We start from the raw sequence: 18,759 nt of genomic DNA on the forward strand, positions 1-18,759 counted from the left end.
CACCGGCATCGAAGCTCCGGCCAACAACCCCAATGTAGCGGCTTGCGCCAACACCACGGCTGGCGCACTGTCCCCCAGCATGTAGGCAATTCGGTCCAATGGATACGAAGGATCCAGCGGCACATAACCCCCGCCCGCCTTCAGAATCGCCAGCAACCCGACGACCATGTCAGAAGAACGCTCAACACAAATCGCCACACGAGAATCCGGCCGCACACCCTGCCCGCGCAGGTAATGCGCCAACCGGTTAGCCTTTTGATTCAGCTCGCGATAGCTCAACTGTTCCAAGCCATGAATGACGGCAATCGCTTCCGGCGTGCGCTCTACCTGCGCCTCAAACAACCCATGAACCGTCTCGTCCAGCGGAAACGAAACCTCAGTCGCATTGAACTCCTGCACCACCTGCCGACGCTCATCCGCCGACAAAATATCCAGCTGATCCACTGCCAACCCCGGCGCAAACTCCAGCGCATCCACCAGGCTCGCCAGTGCGGTCTGCATATAAGCGCCAACCCGCCAGGCATCCACCGCCCCCGCCGTCTGCACGCTCAACAGGAAACCTTCGCCCTGGTCGTCCACCGACAACATGCACGGATAATTGGTGCGTTCCATCACGCCCAACACTTCAGTGCCGCCCCACAGTTCGACGCCATCGTTGTCCTGATGCGCACTGTGCCGATAGTTCAGCAGCGCGCTGAACAGCGGCAACGACGCCGGCACCCCGCTGCAACGCTGGGCCAGTGCCAGCGAGGCATGCTCATGGCCGAGCAACGCGGTCAGCCGCGCATGGGTGGCTTTCACGCCGCTGCGCACATCCTGCGCACCGACCTTCACCCGCAACGGCAACGTGTTGATGAACATCCCCAGCGCGCGGTCCGAGCCCACGCCACCCTGCATCCGTCCCAGCAACACCGTACCGAACACCACATCGTCGCGGCCGGATACGCGACCCAACACCCGGGCCCACGCCAAGTGATGCAGGCTCGCTGCACTCACCCCCAACAGCCGCGCCTGGGTGCGCAGACGCTGACTCAGCAGCGGATCGAGGTTCAGTTTCACTTCCTGAATGCCGCGACCGTCACCCTGCACTTCATGCAAGCCGAACGGTAGCGTCGGCTCATCGACATCGCCCAGCATGTCGCGGAAGAATCGTTCATGTTGCTCGCGGCTCACGCCCAGCAAGGCCTGGGCCACGTAGTTGCGATACGGCGTGGCGGCGCTCAGGTGTCCGGCTTCACCGTTTTGGCAAGCCAGCATCTCATCGTGCATCACATCCAGCGCGGTGTGGTCGAGGGCGATGTGGTGAAACAGCAGAATCGCCACCCAACGCTGGTTGCTCGCATCCCAGGCGCAGGCCAGGTGCATCAGCGGTGCGTTGCCCAGATCAAGACGCGTGTGTGCCGGATCGAAACGCTGGCCCAATTGCTTGGCGACGTCGCCCAACGCAGGATCGACGGCGATTTCTTCGACGCTCAGGTGTGCCTGACGCAACACCACTTGCAGCGGATCGTCCAGTCCTTCCCAGACCATCGCCGTGCGCAGGATGTCGTGGCGGTCGATCATCGCCTGCAAGGCCTGCACAAAGCCGTCGAGCTGGGCACGACTGGTCATGGCGAACGACGCTTGCAACAGGTACGGATCGCCCTGCTCGGCGGAAATATGGTGGTAAAGAATGCCCTCCTGCAGCGGCGCCAACGGGTAGATGTCCTGCACGTTGCCCACGCCGCCCGGGATTTTCGCTACGACTTGATCAATCGTTTCCTGGCTCAACGTCACCAACGTCAGCATCGCCGGGGTGATGTGCGCGGCATCAAGCGGGATGCCATTGGCCGGCACCACCACTTCGGTGCTGCCGCCGATCGCCGCCGCGAGTGCCGCCAGGGTCGGTTGACCGAACAGCACCCGCACATCGGCGCTCAATCCGGCCTGACGCATGCGTTCGATCAGTTTCACCGCCAGCAGCGAATGCCCGCCGAGTTCAAAGAAATGGTCGTGCCGCCCCACTTGCGCCACACCGAGCACTTCGGCCCACAGGCTGGCCAGGGTGGTTTCCAAATGGCCGATGGGGGCTTCGTATTCGCGGCTGGCAAACGCGTCGGCGTCAGGCGCCGGCAGTGCGCGGCGATCAAGCTTGCCGTTGGGTGACAGCGGCAGTTTTTTCAGCAGCACGTAGGCGGCCGGGACCATGTAGTCCGGTAACAGCGCCTGAAGGTGCGCGCGCAGGGAGTCGGCATCCGGCGCTGCATCCAGGGTTTGCGCGGTGAAATACGCCACCAGGCGCTTGTCGCCGGGGCTGTCCTCGCGGGCGAGCACCGCCGCCGACCTGACGCCGGGATGCTGGCCGAGCCGGGATTCAATCTCGCCCAATTCGACGCGGAAACCGCGAATCTTGATCTGATCGTCGTTACGGCCCAGGTAATCGATGCAGCCGTCGGCCTGATAACGACCGAGGTCGCCAGTCTTGTACAAACGCCCACCCGCAGTGAACGGGTCGCGAATAAAGCGCTCGGCGGTCATGTCCGGGCGATTCAGGTAACCCCGCGCGACGCAGGCGCCGCCAATGTGAATCTCGCCAGCGACGCCGACCGGGACCGGTTGCAGGTGTTCGTCCAGCAAATAGATTCGGGTATTGGCCACTGGATGCCCGATTGCCGGCAAGATTGGCCAGGTCGCCACATCATCCGCCAGCGTCAGCGCGGTGGTGACGTGGGATTCGGTCGGACCGTAATGGTTGTGCAGGCGGCAGCCCGGCAGACGCTCGAAGAACGCACGGATCTGTGGCGTGATGCGCAGTTGCTCGCCAGCGGTGATGACATCGCGCAAGGCACACGTCAGTGGCCCGGTCGCGCCGTCGCTGATCACGCTTTCAGCCAATGCTTGCAGCGCAACGCATGGCAGGTACAGGCGTTCGATCCGTTGCTGGCCGATATGCTGGAACAATGCGTGGAAATTCAGGCGCGTGTCGGCATGGATCAAGGACAGTTCGGCGCCCGCGCACAGCGTGCTGAAGACTTCCTGGAACGCCACGTCAAAACCCAGGGCGGCAAACTGCAAGGTGCGCGCCGGTTCCAATTGCGCGAGTTGCCACTGCATCAGGTTGACCAGCGGCGCGTGCGCCATGGCCACACCCTTGGGCTGGCCGGTCGAACCGGAGGTGTAGATCACATACGCCAAGTGCTGCGCGGTCAGTTCACGAACATCGGGATTGGCCAGCGGCTGACCGCTGATACCGGCGTCGAGCAACAGCACCGGCACGCTCACCGACGGGAAACGGTCTTGCAAGCGACGCTGGGTCAGCAGCACTTTCGGCGCGCTGTCATCCAGCATGTAAGCCAGACGCTCGGTGGGATACGCCGGGTCCAGCGGCACATAACCGGCGCCGGCCTTGAGGATACCGATCAACCCCGCAACCATTTCCAGGCTGCGGTCCACGCAAATCGCCACGCGGTCATCCGCGCCAATGCCCAGTTCGATCAAGCGATGGGCAATCTGGTTGGCGCGCTGATTGAGCTCGCCATAACTGAGGCGCTGGTCTTCATAGGTCACCGCGATTGCATCAGGCTGCTCGGCGGCATGCGCTTCAAACAACTGATGGATCAGCCCCGACGGATAGTCCGCGTCAAAGGCATTGAAGTCCTCAAGCACCTGCCGGCGTTCGATAGCCGGCAGGAATGCAAGGTGTTGCAGCGGTGTGTTCGTATCGTGATCCAGTGCATCGACCAACGCTTCAAGCACGGTATGCATATAGCCGCAAACCCGCTGGGCACCGATACCGGCGACAGCCTGCACCGTCAATCCGAACGATTGGCCCAAATCATCCACCGACAACGACAGCGGAAAGTTGGTCCGCTCTTCGCCGCCCAGCAGCGTCACGCCCGCCCAGCGCCGCGCATTGCCGGCATCCTGCGGAGCTTGCGCGCCCACGGCGGCATGCCGGTAGTTCATCAGTGCGCTGAACAGCGGCGCCGGTGCAGCAACGCCGCTGCAACGCTGGGCCAAAGACAACGGCGCATGTTCGTGGCCCATCAGTGCGGCCAGTCGAGCATGGGTGGTTTTCAGTGCCGCCAACACGCCTTGGTCGCCAGCATCGACGCGCAGCGGCAAGGTGTTGATGAACATGCCCAAGGCACGCTCGGCATCCTCGCCACTGTGCAAACGGCCCATCAGCACCGTGCCGAATACCACGTCCTGACGCCCCGCGAGGCGCCCGACCACCTGACCCCAGGCCAAGTGATGCAGGCTGGCGCTGCTGACGCCCAAACGCCGGGCCTGGGCGCGCAAACGCTGACCCAGTTCGGCATCCAGCGGCAGCGACGCCTCTTCCATCCCGCTGCCATCGCCTTGCACATCCTGCAAACCGAACGGCAGGGTTGGTTCGTCGACGTCCCCGAGCATCTCGCTGAAAAACGCTTCCTGTTGCGCCTGACTCGCCCCGAGCCGAACCTGCGCCACGTAATTGCGATAAGGCACCGACACCGGCAACTGTGCCGAGCGGCCCTCACTGAAGGCCTCAATTTCCTGGCCCAACAGTGCCAGCGACGTCGCATCGTCGATCAAATGATGGAACAGCAAAATCGCGACCCAGCTCGCGCCGGCCACATCTTCGGCGAAATGGAGGCGCATCAACGGCGCCTGGCGCAGATCGAAACGGGTGTGACGCGGGTCGAATTGCGTCTGCAATTGCTCGGCGATGTCGCCCTGAGTCGGGTCCAGCGTGACTTCGAAAGCGCCCAATCGGGCTTCTCGCCAGACCACTTGCACCGGTTCGTCCAGCCCTTCCCACACCACCGAAGTGCGCAGGATGTCGTGGCGCTCGATCACCGATTGCAGGGACTGTACGAACCTATCCAGTTGTGCGCGACTGCCCATGCGCAGCGTGGCTTGCAGCAGGTACGGATCGCCGATTTCAGTGGCCAAGTGGTGATAGAGGATGCCTACCTGCAACGACACCAGCCCGTAGATGTCCTGCACATTCGCCACACCGCCCGGCACGGTGGCGACGATGCGATCGATCTCGTCCTGGCGCAGCGTGGCCAGGGGCAGCATGTCTGGAGTGATGCGCGTGCAGTCCCGGGCGATGCCATTGGCCGGCACGACAATTCCGCTGCTCGCACCTGCGGCAGCGGCGAGGGTCGCCAGGGTTGGCTGGCCGAACAGCACGCGCACGTCGGCGCTGAGGTTGGCCTGACGCATGCGTTCGATCAGCTTGACCGCCAACAGCGAATGTCCGCCCAGTTCAAAGAAGCGGTCGTGGCGCCCGACCTGCTCGACTCCGAGCAAATCGACCCACAACGCGGCCAGGGTGATTTCAACCGCACCTTCCGGCGCTTCATAGTCGCGACTGGCATAGGCCGCAGAGTCCGGCGCCGGCAAGGCCTTGCGGTCGAGTTTGCCGTTGGCGGTCAGCGGGAATGAGGTCAGGGTCACAAAGGCGCTGGGCACCATGTATTCGGCCAATGAGCCGAGCAATTGGGTGCGCAGTTCGGTGGCGGACAGCGATGCGCCGTCCTGTGCGATGACATAGGCCACGAGGCGCTTGTCGCCCGGTTCGTCTTCACGGGCGATGACCACGGCTTCGCGCACCTGGTCGCAGGCCGCGAGTTTGGCTTCGATTTCACCCAGTTCGATACGGAAACCGCGAATCTTCACCTGATCGTCGTTGCGCCCCAGGTATTCAAGGTTGCCGTCCGCCAGCCAGCGACCTAGGTCACCGGTGCGATACATCCGCGCGTGAGGTGCGTCGGTGAAAGGGTCGGCGAGAAATCGCGTGGCGTTCAGCTCCGGACGGTTCAGGTAACCCCGCGCCACGCCGGCGCCACCGACATACAACTCACCCTCGACGCCGACCGGCACCGCTTGGCCATGGGCATCGAGCAGGTACAGACGCAAATCAGGAATGCGCTTGCCAATCGGGCTGATGCCGACCAGTTGCGCATCGGCGGCAGTCAACGGGCGATAGGTCACGTGTACCGTGGTTTCGGTGATGCCGTACATGTTGACCAATTGCGTTTTTGCGTTGGCTTCGCGGGCGTACCACGGTTTGAGAATCCCGGTTTCCAGCGCTTCGCCGCCAAAGATGACTTGGCGCAGGTTGTGGCTAAGGTCGCTTTCGCCTTGGGCCGCGATCAATTGTCGGAAGGCGCTCGGCGTCTGGTTCAGCACCGTGACACCGGCCTCGCACAGCAACGCATAACAATCCGCTGGCGAACGGCTGACCAGTTGCGGCACCACCAGCAAACGGCCGCCATGGGTCAGCGCGCCCCAGATTTCCCAGACCGAGAAGTCGAAGGCGAAGGAATGGAACAAGGCCCAGACGTCTTGCGGACCGAAGTTGAACCACGCGTCAGTCGCCGAAAACAACCGCGCGACGTTGCGATGTTCGACCATCACACCCTTGGGCAGACCGGTCGAACCGGAGGTATAGATCACATAAGCCAAATGGTGCGCCAGCGTGCTTACAACGGGATTATGCTGCAGATCCGACGCTTCGAGCTGATCGAGCAACAGCACCGGAGCATCCAGTGCAGGCAGCAATTCACGCAAGTTCGATTGAGTCAGCAACGCAACCGGCGCGCTGTCGTCGAGCATGAATGTCAGGCGTTCCAGCGGATAGGCCGGGTCCAGCGGCACATACCCCGCGCCGGATTTCAGGATCCCCAACAGGCCGACGATCATTTCCAGACCACGCTCAACGCAAATCGCCACGCGATCATCCGGGCAAACGCCCAGGTCCAGCAGTCGATGCGCGACCTGGTTGGCACGGGCATTCAATTCGCTGTAGGTCAGTCGCTGGTCTTCAAACACCACCGCCACCGCATCGGGTTGCGCGAGCACTTGGGCTTCGAACAGACCATGGATCGTGCGGTCCTGCTCATACGCCGTTTCAGTGGCGTTCCAGGTTTGCAGCGTCAGCGCTTCTTGCGGCGTCGGCAGCAGAAAACCATGAACTGGCAGGGTGTCATCGGCCAACCCCTGCTCAAGCACATGCATAAAGCGCTCAACCATCGCCTCGACATCGGTTTGCTTGAAATACGCCTCGTTGTAGGTGAAGTGCATCCACGCTGTTTCATCGTGGGGGCTGGTGCGGATGTGAATGGTCAGCGGCGTCTGTTCATGGTTGCTCGAGCTCTTCACCACACTGGCCGGCGCCTGGCCATACATGAATTGATGATCGACTTGCTCATAAGAGAACGCTAGGTCGTACAACTGGCCGCGGTCGTCGCGACGCAACCCCAGCGACCGATTCATATCGCTGAGCGGATAACGCTGGTGGCGATAATCCTGTTTAAGCGTGCGCGCGACCTCCCGCGCCAGTTCTGCGAACGACAGTTCATCGCTGAACTGCAAGCGCACGGCACTCACTTGGGTGAACAAGCCCAGGGTGTTGCGGAAATTCGCATTGGAACGGTTGAGGATCGGCAAACCGATCACCAACTCATCGCGCTCGGGCGTGCGGACGAAATAGACGTACAGCGCGGCCAACAGCACGTGGAAGCGCGAGACCTGAAGCGATTGCGCCAAGGCGTCGATGCGGTCGTTCAGCGAGTGCGGATAACGCTGGGTCACCACGCGGCTCGGCGCCCCGCGATCCGGGTACTGGTCGCGGTAACGGGCAACAAACAACGGCTCCGGCACGTCCCGGTATTTTTCCAGCCAATACGCCTGGTCACGGGCGAAACGCGGGGAGTCGCGATACCGCGCATCGTCGTGGATGAACTCCACATAGGACGGTGCCGACAGGTCAGGCTGCTGGTTATTCTCCAGTGCGCTGTACAACTCACCGACCGAATCGAACATCAGGCTGATGCCCCAGCCATCCTGGATCAGGTGGTGAACGTGGGCGACGAAGTAGAACGAGGTTTCACTGAGCTTGGCCAGGTGAAAACGGAACAGCTGTTGGCCATCCAGAGAAAAAGGAATCTCGATTTCTTGCTGCATCCAGACTTGCACCGCTGCCTCGGGATCGGCGTGATCAGAAAAGTCCCGCAGCTCAACCTGCTCAACCATGGCGGCGGCCAGCGCCTGCATTGGCGCGCCCTCTTCGCCTACGTTGGGCAGCAGCACGGTGCGCAGGGCATCGTGCTTCTGAATCAGCAACTCGATCGCCCGCTGGAAACGCTCGGGATCGATGCGGCCCTTGATCTGGATGTAGCCGCCGATGGTGTACAGCGGCGAATCGCCCTGGGTCATCTGGTCCAGCCAGATATCGCGCTGCGCGGCGGTCAGCGGGTACATTTCAGACAGATCGAGACGTTGATTCATGCTCCGCACTCCACTGCACCAACGGCTTCAACCAAGGAAAAACCTGTCGCGACAAAGTCGCCCAACGCACGAGCAGCGATAAATTTCATAAGTTCCTTCTCGAAGATTTGTCAGTGCCGCCCGGTACACAAAGCACCGGGCACGCTTGGAGTGGGTACGGAATCAGTGCGCCGAACCGGCCTGTGGTCAGGCGCGGCGGCGGTGTCGGGAGATGTGGCGCGGTCTACGCCAGGGAGCTCAGGTTCTGGTCGCGAACGGTGCAGTTGATATCGGAGACGATGTGCCCGTCGGCCAACTTGATGATGCGGTCGGCCAGTTGGAAATATTGGTCGTCGTGGGTGATGATCAACACCGTTTTGCCCCGCCGTTTGAGGTCCGGCAGCAACTCTTCATAGAAGAATTTCTTGAACGGCGGATCCTGGTCAGCGGCCCACTCATCGAGCACGTAGATCGGCCGGTCCTCCATGTAGGCGCAGACCAGGGCCAGGCGTTTTTGCTGGCCGTAAGACAGTTCCTTGGTGGTCGAATAACCGAGCCCGTCGATCTTGATTTTGTCGGCCAGGCCCAGGGTTTCCAGGTACTTCTGGGCCAGGGCAGGACTGCCCGCTTCCTCGTCCGGCCCGATCAGCCGGTTGAACAGGTGGAAGTCGGAGAACACTGCGGAGAACAGGTCGCGGAAATCGCTGCGGCTGTCATCGGTGATGGCGGTGCCGTCGAGCAAGACTTCGCCGCTTTGCGGGATATAGAGACCGCAGATCACTTTGGCCAGCGTGCTTTTGCCGCAGCCATTGCCGCCGACGATGTAGATCAACTCACCGGACTGGATGCTCAAATCGATAGGCCCCAGGCCAAAACCTGTCCCGGTCAGTTTGTCCTGGTAATGCATGCCCACTTCTTTGAGTTCGATGCTGTCCCAGTATTGCTTGTGTTCCAGCAACAGCGTGGCCGGTGCTTCCGCTTCAACCGGGTCCGGGTGTGGGTCGTTGATCGAGAAGCCGAACTCGGCCAGGCGCGTACAGGCGATACGCCCACCCGCCAGGACCGGCATCGCCCCCACCAACAGCGACAGCGGTCCCATGATGTACAGCACCGCGAGCACACTGGCGGTCATGACTTTCGGGTCGAGGGCGATGACCAATGGCGCGGCAAACAACAGGCAACCGATTAACAGCGACAGGGTGAACTGACCGACGTTATCGGCGGCGGTGTACCACAGGCGCTCGATGAAGTTGTAGCGTGCCACCCGAGTGGAAGACGCCTGGATCGCCGAGCGCGCAAACCAGCGACGACGGATGCCGTTGAGCTTCAGTTCCTTGAGGCCGAACACCAGGGCGTGGGTGTATTCGTTGAACGATGTGAATTCATCGCGGACCCGGCCGGAGTAACGGATGCCACCGAGGAAGAAGAACATGTACAGCAACACGCCGACGACCATCAGCGTCAGGGTCAAGGCGAACACCACCCACGACAGGTACGCCAGGTAAGCGATGCCGAAGATAAATACGGTCGCCTCGATCAACACCGTGGGCATGACCACCAGTGTGGTGTTCAGTTGCGGTATGTCATTGGTGAGCATGGTCAGCACATTCGGCGGGCCGCGGCGGTCGACTTCTTCCAGCGGCGTGGCGAGAATCTTGCGGCACAGCGCAATGCGCAACCGGGTCATGATGCGCATGCTGGCGTAGGCCGGAAACAGCGCGGCGCCATTACGGAAAATCAACGCCACCACGCTCAGGCCGACAAACCAGATCAGTGCATCGGTGCGCGAGCCTTCTTCATGAATGGCCTTGTTGATCACACTGACCACGGCGATGGATGCCACGCCGCTGATGATGCCGGTGATCAACGTGAAGAAGGTCAGCCAAGGATGACTGCGCCACAGCAGACGCATGACCGAGCCAGGTTTCGGCTTCTTATCCTTCTTTGGCTTCTTCTCTTTCTTCTCGCCTTTCATTGATCGCTATCCTCAAATGGGCTCACCGCAGGGCATCAAGTGTACGGAGCGTGAGCAAATCGGCTGTCCCGGATTGCCGGTACAAAACCGCAAATGCCTGGCACCCGGCCGCTGTTATTGTTCCTGCCAGACGTCGTTTCTGGCGGTCATCTCGCCCATGGCCACCACAATCAATCGCGGTTCTTCATAGGGGTCGCGGGCGTGGGCGGTGAGCATGTTGTCGAGCATCACCACATCGCCTTTCTGCCAATCGAAGCGCACTGCGCAGGACTCATACGCCTCGCCGAGCAACGCCATGACGTCGTCTTCAATCGGGGTGCCGTCGCCGTAACTGACCATGCGCGGCAAGCGATCCTCACCGAACATGTCGAGCAGGTCTTCGCGCATTTCCTCGCCCAGGCAGAACGGGTGATGCAGCTGCACCTGATTGAAGAACGCTGATTCGCCGGTGACCGGGTGCTTGATCACTGCCGGGCAGCGGGTGCGAATCTGCAAGGTATCGGCGTCGAGCCAGGCGCACTCGGTGCCTTGCTCGCGGCAACGGGCTTCGACCACCGCGGGGTCATCGACACCGAAGAAGTTCTGCCAGCTCGGCTCGACGCCTTTGGTGAACGTGCGGCTATAGGTCAGCGCCTTGCGCTCGAACGTCTCAACGATCTCGGCGGGCAGCAGACGAATCATTTGCCGGATATCCACCAGCGGCGTCGCGCCACCCACACGGGAAGGTTTTTCGCAGAAGAACCATTGCTTGCGTGGCCAGCTCTCGAGGTGCGAACTCTCGTTGTGGTACAGGATCATTTCCCGTTCGGGGTAAGGCGTCGAACGATAGACATTGCGCCCGCCCTCCTTCTTCGGCAGATCGCCGTAGCTGCCGTGCAGACCGGGTGACAGCGCCTCGGCAAACGCTTCGAAGGACGACACCGTGTCGAGCCCGAAGCCGCGAAACAGCACGGCACCATGCCGACACAACAAGGCCTCCACCGCCTCGCGCCGGGCCGAAGCCCACGCCGCAAAATCAAGGCCGGCAGTGACCGGCTCGATCACCACCGGCAGGCTGAGCCCGGGGCTCAACAAAGAAAGCCGGACGGATTCATCCAGTCCGTTGTCAGCCCAACCAACAGCCGCAGTTTCAAGATTCATGCACAACTCCCAAGCCATGTGGATCGATCGCGCAAGGATCAAAACATTGCGGGTGGGTCATGTCTGTAACCGCAAACAGGGACAGGCAGCCATACGCGGCTTTCTGTAGCAGCTGTCGAGCGCAGCGAGGCAGCTGCTACGGGGATTGGCAATCCCGCCCTCGTATCGCGCTTGTCCCCATTTCCCGCGACAGACATCCGCTTGAACACGGTGCTGAAATACGGCAGCTGCGAATCGCGGTCGGTCCCCGGATACCCATCCGACGGGACCGTCGTATGGCCTCGCACATCGAGGCCATCGCGATGCACCTTTCCCCATTCACTGGAGCGTTAGTCATGCCGATCACCAACACGGGCGGGGCGCTGAACTCCGCGTCATCGCCTCTCAAACCCGCAGCGTTGCTGCATGAGTTGTTCAGTGCCAAGGCCCGCGAATTTCCCGAGCGAACGGCCCTGTCCGACGAAACCCGGGCCTTGAGCTATGCCGATCTGGATAGCGTTTCATCGAAACTGGCGGCGCGCCTGCGTCATGAAGGGGTGACTGACGGCATGCTCGTGGGCCTGTGCCTGGAGCGCAGTGTCGACCTGGTGATCAGCCTGCTCGGCATCCTGAAAGCCGGCGCAGCCTATGTGCCGGTTGACCCGCTGTACCCGGCCAAACGCCTCGAACATATCGTGCGCGACAGCGGCATCAGCCTGATGCTTTCCTCCAAGGAGGTCGCCAGCGTTCCGGCGAGTCCGACGCTGCGTGTGCTGCACCTTGATGAGTTGTTGTCCGCCCCCGAGGCAGCCACAACCGCGCCAACACTCAACGCGGCGACGGCCCCGGCCTATGTGATTTACACCTCTGGCTCGACCGGCGAACCCAAAGGCGTGCTGGTCGCCCATGGCAACGTCAGCCGTCTGCTTGAGAGCACGCAACGCGCGTACGGCTTCGCACAGACCGACGTCTGGTCGATGTTCCATTCCATCGGTTTCGATTTTTCCGTGTGGGAAATCTGGGGCGCGCTGGCCCATGGCGGCCAGGTTGCCGTGGTGCCTTACGACGTGTCGCGCTCGCCGGAATCGTTCCGCAAGTGGCTGGTACGCAACGGCGTGACCGTGCTCAGCCAGACCCCGTCGGCCTTCCGTGGCCTCGACGAAATCGATCGACAAGCCAAGGATCGCCTGGCCCTGCGCTACGTGGTGTTCGGCGGCGAAGCCTTGCCGGCGACTGTCCTGCGTCCCTGGGTCGAGCGTCATGGTGACGAAACGCCCGCGCTGATCAACATGTACGGCATCACCGAAGCCACGGTCCACACCACCTACAAACGGGTGCGTGGCCAGGACCTGGAAAGCTCGGCGATGGTCTCGATCGGCCAACCGCTGGATGGCTGGACGCTCAACCTGCTCGATGTGAATCAAGTGCCCGTGGCCCCAGGCGCGACCGGTGAGCTGTACATCGAAGGTGTCGGCGTTGCTCAAGGCTATCTGAACCGGATCGCGCTGAGTGCCGAACGCTTCGTCACCCTGCCCGGCCACACCAGCCCGGCCTATCGCACCGGCGATCTGCTGACGCAAGGCACCGACGGCGAATATCGCTATGTCGGGCGTTGCGACGAACAACTGAAAATCCGTGGTTTCCGCATCGAGCCGGGCGAAGTCGAAGCCTGCCTGCAAACCAGCACCGCCCTGTCCGCTTGTCACGTCGGCGCCCACGATTATGGCGACGGTGACTGGCGCCTGATCGCTTACGTAGTGCCCACTGACGGCCCAAGTGCCTGGACCGAACACTCCCGTGCGCAACTCGCAGCGCTAGCCTCGGACAACCTGCCCGACTACATGCGCCCTTCCGCCTACATCGTGCTCCCGGCCTTGCCGATGACCGCCCACGGCAAGATCGACAAGGCGCAGCTGCCGACGCCGTCGACCGAGAGCGCCGCCCCGCTGGAAGCGGGACTGTCCGAGCAAGAACAATTCGTCCTGCGCGTGTGGTCCGACGACATCGGCTTGAAGGGCATCGGCCTCAACGATGACTTCTTCGATTTCGGCGGCACCTCCCTGGCCCTGATTCGCTCCCTGAGCAAGCTCAAGGCGCACTACCAGATCAACCTGGATCCGGGTGTTCTGGCCGACGGCGCGACCGCCAAGGTCCTCGCTGGCTGCATTACTTCGCTTGTTCAAGCCCATAACCAAAAGGAAGAAGCAAATGTCTGAAGTCGCGGTTCGAAAATTCAATCTGACGAAGGAAGAACGAGAGTCGTTCGAAAAGAATGGCTTCATCGGCCCCTTCACGGCCTACACCCCGGAAGAAATGAAAGAAACCTGGAAGCGTACCCGTTTGCGCCTGCTCGACCGCAGTGCCGCGGCCTATCAGGATCTGGATGCGATCTCCGGCGCCACCAACATTGCCAACTATGATCGCCACCTGGATGACGATTTCCTCGCCGACCATATCTGCCGCGCTGAAATCACTGACCGTATTCAAAGTATCCTCGGCCCGGAAGTGCTGTGCTGGCGCACCGAGTTTTTCCCGAAATACCCGGGCGATGAAGGCACCGATTGGCACCAGGCCGACACCTTCGCCAACGCCTCGGGCAAACCACAGATCATCTGGCCGGAGAATGAAGAATTCGGCGGCACCATCACCGTGTGGACCGCGTTCACCGACGCCAACATTGCCAACGGCTGCCTGCAATTTATTCCGGGCACGCAGAACAGCATGAATTACGACGAAACCAAGCGCATGAGTTACGACCCCGAAAACGCCACCGGGGTGGTGAAGGACGGGGTTCGTCGGGGTTTCTTTGGTTACGACTACCGCCAGTTGCAGATCGACGAAAACTGGAAGCCTGATGAAGCGGCCGCCGTGCCGATGCAGATGAAGGCCGGGCAATTCATCATTTTCTGGTCGACCCTGATGCATGCCTCCTACCCGCACAGCGGCGAATCCCAGGACATGCGCATGGGTTTTGCTTCGCGCTACGTGCCTTCGTTCGTGAAAATCTACCCCGACTCCGACCACATCGAAGAGTACGGCGGCAAGATCAGCCTGGAGAAATACGGCGCGGTCCAGGTGCTGGGCGATACAACCCCGGACTACAACCGCTTGATCACCGAGACCACCCGAGGCAAGAAATTCGGTTCGGAATAATTCCGCCCCGAGCAATATTGCCTAACAGGAGCACCCTTTCCATGTCACTTCCCACCGACGCCGCAACGCGCCTGTGCGAGACAGTCAGGATGCTCCGGCATCTTGCTGCCAACCTGCCGGAACCGGTTCGCCTGTGCTTCTTCGCTGCGGAGGACGACAGCACGCCTGTCGTCACCTCCCCGGCGGTGGTTGCTACAGAGCACGCCGTGACTCGCGCATTGGCACACGTTGGCGTCAGCGCCGTGCAGTATTTGCACGGCGCTTCGACGCAACTGTCTTCGTTCGAGCTGTTTATCAGCAAAAAAATCTCCCAGGCACTCGACTTTCGCTCCGACGATTTTGACGCGCCGGAGCCGTTCGAGGCGCTGCTTGGGCACTTCGAGTTCAGTGGTGAGGTGCCGGGCATTGAAACCTCGCGCCTGATCACCCGGGACAGCGTTTCGCTGGCGGTCTATGCCAGTTCCAACAGGCGACGGCCCCCCATCGTCCTCGCCCTGCCCTGCGGTATGCCGTTTGATTTGTGCCGCGACTGGTTCGACGCGCTCAGTGAGCGTTACTTTGTCGTGACTTGGGAAACCCGTGGGCTGTTTGGCGATTGCCCGGACTTCGACCAGATTAAAGTCGATATGCGCTCCCAGGTCGCCGATCTGCTTGCGGTGATGGATCATTTCGACCTGCCAAGCGCTCATCTGATGGGGATCTGCGGCGGTGCAGCGATTGTGCTGTGCGCTGCGGCCGATCATGCCGAGCGTGCACAATCGCTGAGCCTGTGGCACGGCGACTACAACCTGGGCGATGACAGCCTGCGCACGCCGCACCAGCAAAATTTCGAATGGCTGATGGAAACCGCCGCGCAGGACCGGGCTGAGGCTGGCGATCTTCAAGCGATGTTCGTTGACCAGAAAACCCTGGCCACCACACCCGAGCCCATCGCCCACACGGTGCTGTTCCCCTACGTCAACCCGGAGCTGTTCTACCGTTACGCCCTGCTCAACGACGCACTGAACAAAACCGAGCTGCTCCCCATCCTGCCCCGGATCACAGTTCCGACGCTGGTGGTGGCTGGGGACAGTGACAGCACCACGCATATAGGTGGCTCGCGGTTGATTGCGCAGTCCGTCGAGGGTGCGACATTGCATGTCGAGAAGGATGGCAGCCATCTGGCGTTCTTCGAGCGCGCGGCAGAGTCGAAGAAAACGGCGTTTCGGTTCATTGATTCAACACTGGAATTGGCTGAGGTCTAGAGCGTAGATCCCCCTGACACACCACCAACCCCTTGTGGGAGCGGGCTTGCTCGCGAAAGCGGCGTAACAGTCGACATCAACGTTGCCTGACACACCGTATTCGCGAGCAAGCCCGCTCCCACATTTGTTTGAGGTTGTTCACGGGATATGTACTCGGCACAGATCCCTGTGGGAGCGAGCTTGCTCGCGATGGCGGCGCACCAGTCACTAAACATGTCGACTGATACGCCCTCATCGCGAGCAAGCTCGCTCCCACATTTTGTTGGGTGTCGTTCGCGAGAGGTGTGTATTTAAACCACCTCGGCCGGGGTCAATGCGGTGGTTTCTTCATCCCGTACCAACCGGTCCAGTCGGCGCATGGGCCGGTAGATCAGCGTGCCCAGGCACAGCAGAACACTCACCGCACCGGCCACCACAAACAGCAACGCCACGCCCCGGCCCTTGCCTACACCCAGCCAGCCACCGATGGACTCGGCAAACCGGCCACCCGGTTCAAGCGCCGGTTGGAACCAGTGATCGACAATCAAGCCACCTCCAAAGATCGCAATGCTGGTGGCGGCAATGATCAACATGCTGATCAACGCAAACACACTGGCCCGGGACCCGGTGGGAATCTTGCGCATCCACAACGCACTGACGCCGCCATCCGCCACACTGGCCGCCGCAATGGCGACAAACACCACCGCGCAGTAGGCCGTCGTATCCGACACCAGGCCAATGCTGACCACACACAGCGATAACACCAGGTCGGCACAGGCAATCAACACCATCAAGCGTCCGGGGTTGCCCACAAAAATCAGCAGCCCGGCGCCAGACAACCCACCCAACGCCGCCCAGGTGTACACCACGCCCAAGGTCTGGCTGGTGTGCATCGACAGCAGCAACGGCGTGATCATCAGCGTCACCATCGACAGCAACGCATTGCGCAGCATCGTGTAGACCAGCAACCCCGCCATCAATCGTTCGCTTTTAAAGAAGCCCAACGCGTCGGTGACATTGCGCAGCGCGCCACGCATGACCGAGCCTGCACTCGTCCCGCCACCGCCCGGTACCGGCGTGCGGGCATGGGAAAACGCCTTGATCACCAACAAAGTGCCCGAGCAGAAGGTGATCAGGTCAATCGCGACAATCGTCACCAGCCCGGCCTGGGCCATGAGGATCCCGGCCAATAGCGGCCCCACCAGCGCCGAGGCATTCTTGCTGATGCCCATCAGCCCTGAGGCGCGGGTGAATTTGTCGGGTTTGACGATCGAATTGACCGCCGCCTGATAAGCCGGCTGGCGGAACGAACTGACGATCGACGCCAGCGCGTTGAACACATACAAGTGCAACGGCTCCAGGCGATCAGTCCAGAGCAGCGCCATGACCACAAACAACATCGCCGCGAGCAGGACGTCGCTACAGACAATGATGACTTTATGGCTGACCCGATCCGCCAAACCTCCGGCCAACGGCAGGAAGATGATCGCCGGCAACGTCGCCGCCAACACCACATTGGCAAACGCCACGGCCGACCCGGTGTGGTTGTAGACCCACACGCCCAGGGCGAACTCCATCAGCGCCGTGCCGATCACCGCGAGGGATTCGCCCATCCACAGGAAATAGAAACCGCGCCCAAGGGAAAAGTCTGGTCGAGCCGACTTGAAGATCATCGTTTGACGAGGCGCGCAACGCCATTCAGCAATCGATACGCCAGGGAATACACCACTGCGCCGAGCACCAACGGTGCCGCCGGTGTGAACAAATAGGTGCGCGCGACTTTACGGGCGATGGGATAACGCAGGTCACCATTGATGTGCAGCGGCGTGCCGAAGGTCGCGGCGACGGTGATGCCGAACTCTTCGCCAATCGACTCCACCGCATGCCACCACAGCGCCGGGATATACAGCGCATCGCCCGGTTCGACCACGGCGCGGGTCGGGCGCAAGGCGCGGGTGCCGGGGAAACGCTCGGTATCGATATTGAACAGGTAACCCTCGTTCTCGATCACCGGGCGCAAGCCTTCCCAGCTCGCATCGTCCGGTGGCAGCAAGAGGATTTCCTTGGAGCCGATCACCTGGGTCATGAAGGTTTCGTCGGTGGCATGGAAGTGCCAATCGGTATAGGAATCTCGATACAGGAAGCCGCGATAGGACGGGTAACGCCGGGCCTTGCTCAGCACCGGCATGAACGGCATGCCCGCGACGTCGTCCTTCATTTTCTCGAACGCGGCGCCCTCGGTGAAACCGCAGCTGTCGGCCACCAACGGGCCATCGCCGACCTTCAACTCGTCGAGAAAATCATGGAACAGAATGTCCCGGTGACGCGCATCAGCCTGCTCGGTCAACGTGGCTTTGACCTGGGGCCCGGACCAGCCGATCACCTCCGACACCATCGCCGAACGCACCACCACCGGGCTATTGGGCGAGTTCGCCCGCAAGTATTCGCTGTCGGTCCATTTGGTGAACGCCGGCCAATGCCGCACCGCGTTTTTGATCAGACAGGGCCGGTTCTTCGTCACATAGATGCGCATGAAATCGGCTTTGGAGATTTCCAGCGCATCAATCACTTCAACCGCCGCGGCTTCAGCGTAATTGGGGAACCGGGTCAGGCTCCAGGGCTTGACCGCGGGACGGTCCGTTTCGGCTGTCATGTTCATTTCAAAGGCTCTCGCAAGTACACCCAAGGGATGGCGTTCGGTCTCTGGGAAAGCATCGATTTGTCTCGAGACAGTCGAGAGCCGGACACGGGCTGACTGAAGATTTGCTCGGGCTTTTATAGCAGCCCCCTCCCCAGATCCAAAGCGCCGCGCGGGCGCGTCGGCGCGCTTGTCCCTGCTTCCCATGACAGACAGTCGGCCGTGGATGTTCTAATTTTTTCCGACCCTGTGGAGAGACCGTCAAGGCGCTCGAACGAGCCGTCCGCGCTGCGAAAACCGCCCTCTCCACGACCTACGTTTCGTCACGTCGATGCTCAGTCCAGCCCCTCAGGTATTTCTGCCCATCGAACGGAGACGAGCCTTAATTGACTTAGAAACAGGTGTTTCCG

Annotated in this window: 8 protein-coding genes; 3 read left to right on the top strand and 5 right to left on the bottom strand. The window is 61.3% G+C overall.

Translation table 11 applies throughout. The features are described 5' to 3' along the window. From HB680_RS08035 to HB680_RS08045, 3 genes are all read right to left on the bottom strand, one after another. The coding region (locus HB680_RS08035; RefSeq protein ID WP_276572258.1) for a non-ribosomal peptide synthetase at window positions 1–8,262 on the bottom strand (8,262 nt) is incomplete at its 3' end. 223 nt (window positions 8,263–8,485) lie between these two features. Next, window positions 8,486–10,216, bottom strand: a complete 1,731-nt coding sequence (locus HB680_RS08040) for a cyclic peptide export ABC transporter (RefSeq protein ID WP_213937977.1) — start codon at window positions 10,214–10,216, stop codon at window positions 8,486–8,488. 114 nt (window positions 10,217–10,330) lie between these two features. After that, entirely contained in the window at window positions 10,331–11,356 is a 1,026-nt protein-coding gene (locus HB680_RS08045; RefSeq protein ID WP_256735477.1) for a TauD/TfdA family dioxygenase, read from the bottom strand. Window positions 11,357–11,691: 335 nt separating this feature from the next. Here HB680_RS08045 and HB680_RS08050 point away from each other — a divergent pair, with 335 nt between their 5' ends. From HB680_RS08050 to HB680_RS08060, 3 genes are read left to right on the top strand one after another with little or no spacing between them, the layout of a single operon-like run. Continuing rightward, window positions 11,692–13,551: an amino acid adenylation domain-containing protein gene (locus HB680_RS08050; RefSeq protein ID WP_213937979.1), complete on the top strand. Its 1,860-nt coding sequence runs from the start codon at window positions 11,692–11,694 to the stop codon at window positions 13,549–13,551. Beyond that, entirely contained in the window at window positions 13,544–14,488 is a 945-nt protein-coding gene (gene syrB2 / locus HB680_RS08055; RefSeq protein WP_213937980.1) for a syringomycin E biosynthesis L-threonyl-[L-threonyl-carrier protein] 4-chlorinase SyrB2, read from the top strand. The genes HB680_RS08050 and syrB2 overlap by 8 nt, the downstream gene beginning before the upstream one ends. A gap of 41 nt (window positions 14,489–14,529) precedes the next feature. Further along, window positions 14,530–15,732 (top strand): alpha/beta hydrolase, encoded by a 1,203-nt coding sequence (locus HB680_RS08060; protein WP_213937981.1) that lies wholly within the window; start codon window positions 14,530–14,532, stop codon window positions 15,730–15,732. 290 nt (window positions 15,733–16,022) lie between these two features. On the opposite strand, the gene HB680_RS08065 is transcribed toward HB680_RS08060, so the two are convergent. Further along, window positions 16,023–17,384 carry an MFS transporter gene (locus tag HB680_RS08065; RefSeq protein ID WP_213937982.1) on the bottom strand — a complete coding sequence of 454 codons (1,362 nt, stop codon included), beginning with the start codon at window positions 17,382–17,384 and terminating at the stop codon, window positions 16,023–16,025. Beyond that, a complete protein-coding gene (locus tag HB680_RS08070) occupies window positions 17,381–18,370 on the bottom strand; it encodes a cupin-like domain-containing protein (protein ID WP_213937983.1) in 990 nt (329 codons plus the stop codon). The genes HB680_RS08065 and HB680_RS08070 overlap by 4 nt, the downstream gene beginning before the upstream one ends. Window positions 18,371–18,759: the final 389 nt, after the last annotated feature.

Origin of the sequence: Pseudomonas sp. dw_612 (assembly GCF_018449725.1) — a bacterium.
Lineage (GTDB): Bacteria > Pseudomonadota > Gammaproteobacteria > Pseudomonadales > Pseudomonadaceae > Aquipseudomonas.

What these genes read in the sequence shown, in the direction of transcription:
- HB680_RS08065 (WP_213937982.1), bottom strand. Translation starts at nt 17,384, where the DNA reads ATGATCTTCAAGTCGGCTCGACCAGACTTTTCCCTTGGGCGCGGTTTC.
- syrB2 (WP_213937980.1), top strand. Translation starts at nt 13,544, where the DNA reads ATGTCTGAAGTCGCGGTTCGAAAATTCAATCTGACGAAGGAAGAACGA.
- HB680_RS08070 (WP_213937983.1), bottom strand. Translation starts at nt 18,370, where the DNA reads ATGAACATGACAGCCGAAACGGACCGTCCCGCGGTCAAGCCCTGGAGC.
- HB680_RS08050 (WP_213937979.1), top strand. Translation starts at nt 11,692, where the DNA reads ATGCCGATCACCAACACGGGCGGGGCGCTGAACTCCGCGTCATCGCCT.
- HB680_RS08045 (WP_256735477.1), bottom strand. Translation starts at nt 11,356, where the DNA reads ATGAATCTTGAAACTGCGGCTGTTGGTTGGGCTGACAACGGACTGGAT.
- HB680_RS08060 (WP_213937981.1), top strand. Translation starts at nt 14,530, where the DNA reads ATGTCACTTCCCACCGACGCCGCAACGCGCCTGTGCGAGACAGTCAGG.
- HB680_RS08040 (WP_213937977.1), bottom strand. Translation starts at nt 10,216, where the DNA reads ATGAAAGGCGAGAAGAAAGAGAAGAAGCCAAAGAAGGATAAGAAGCCG.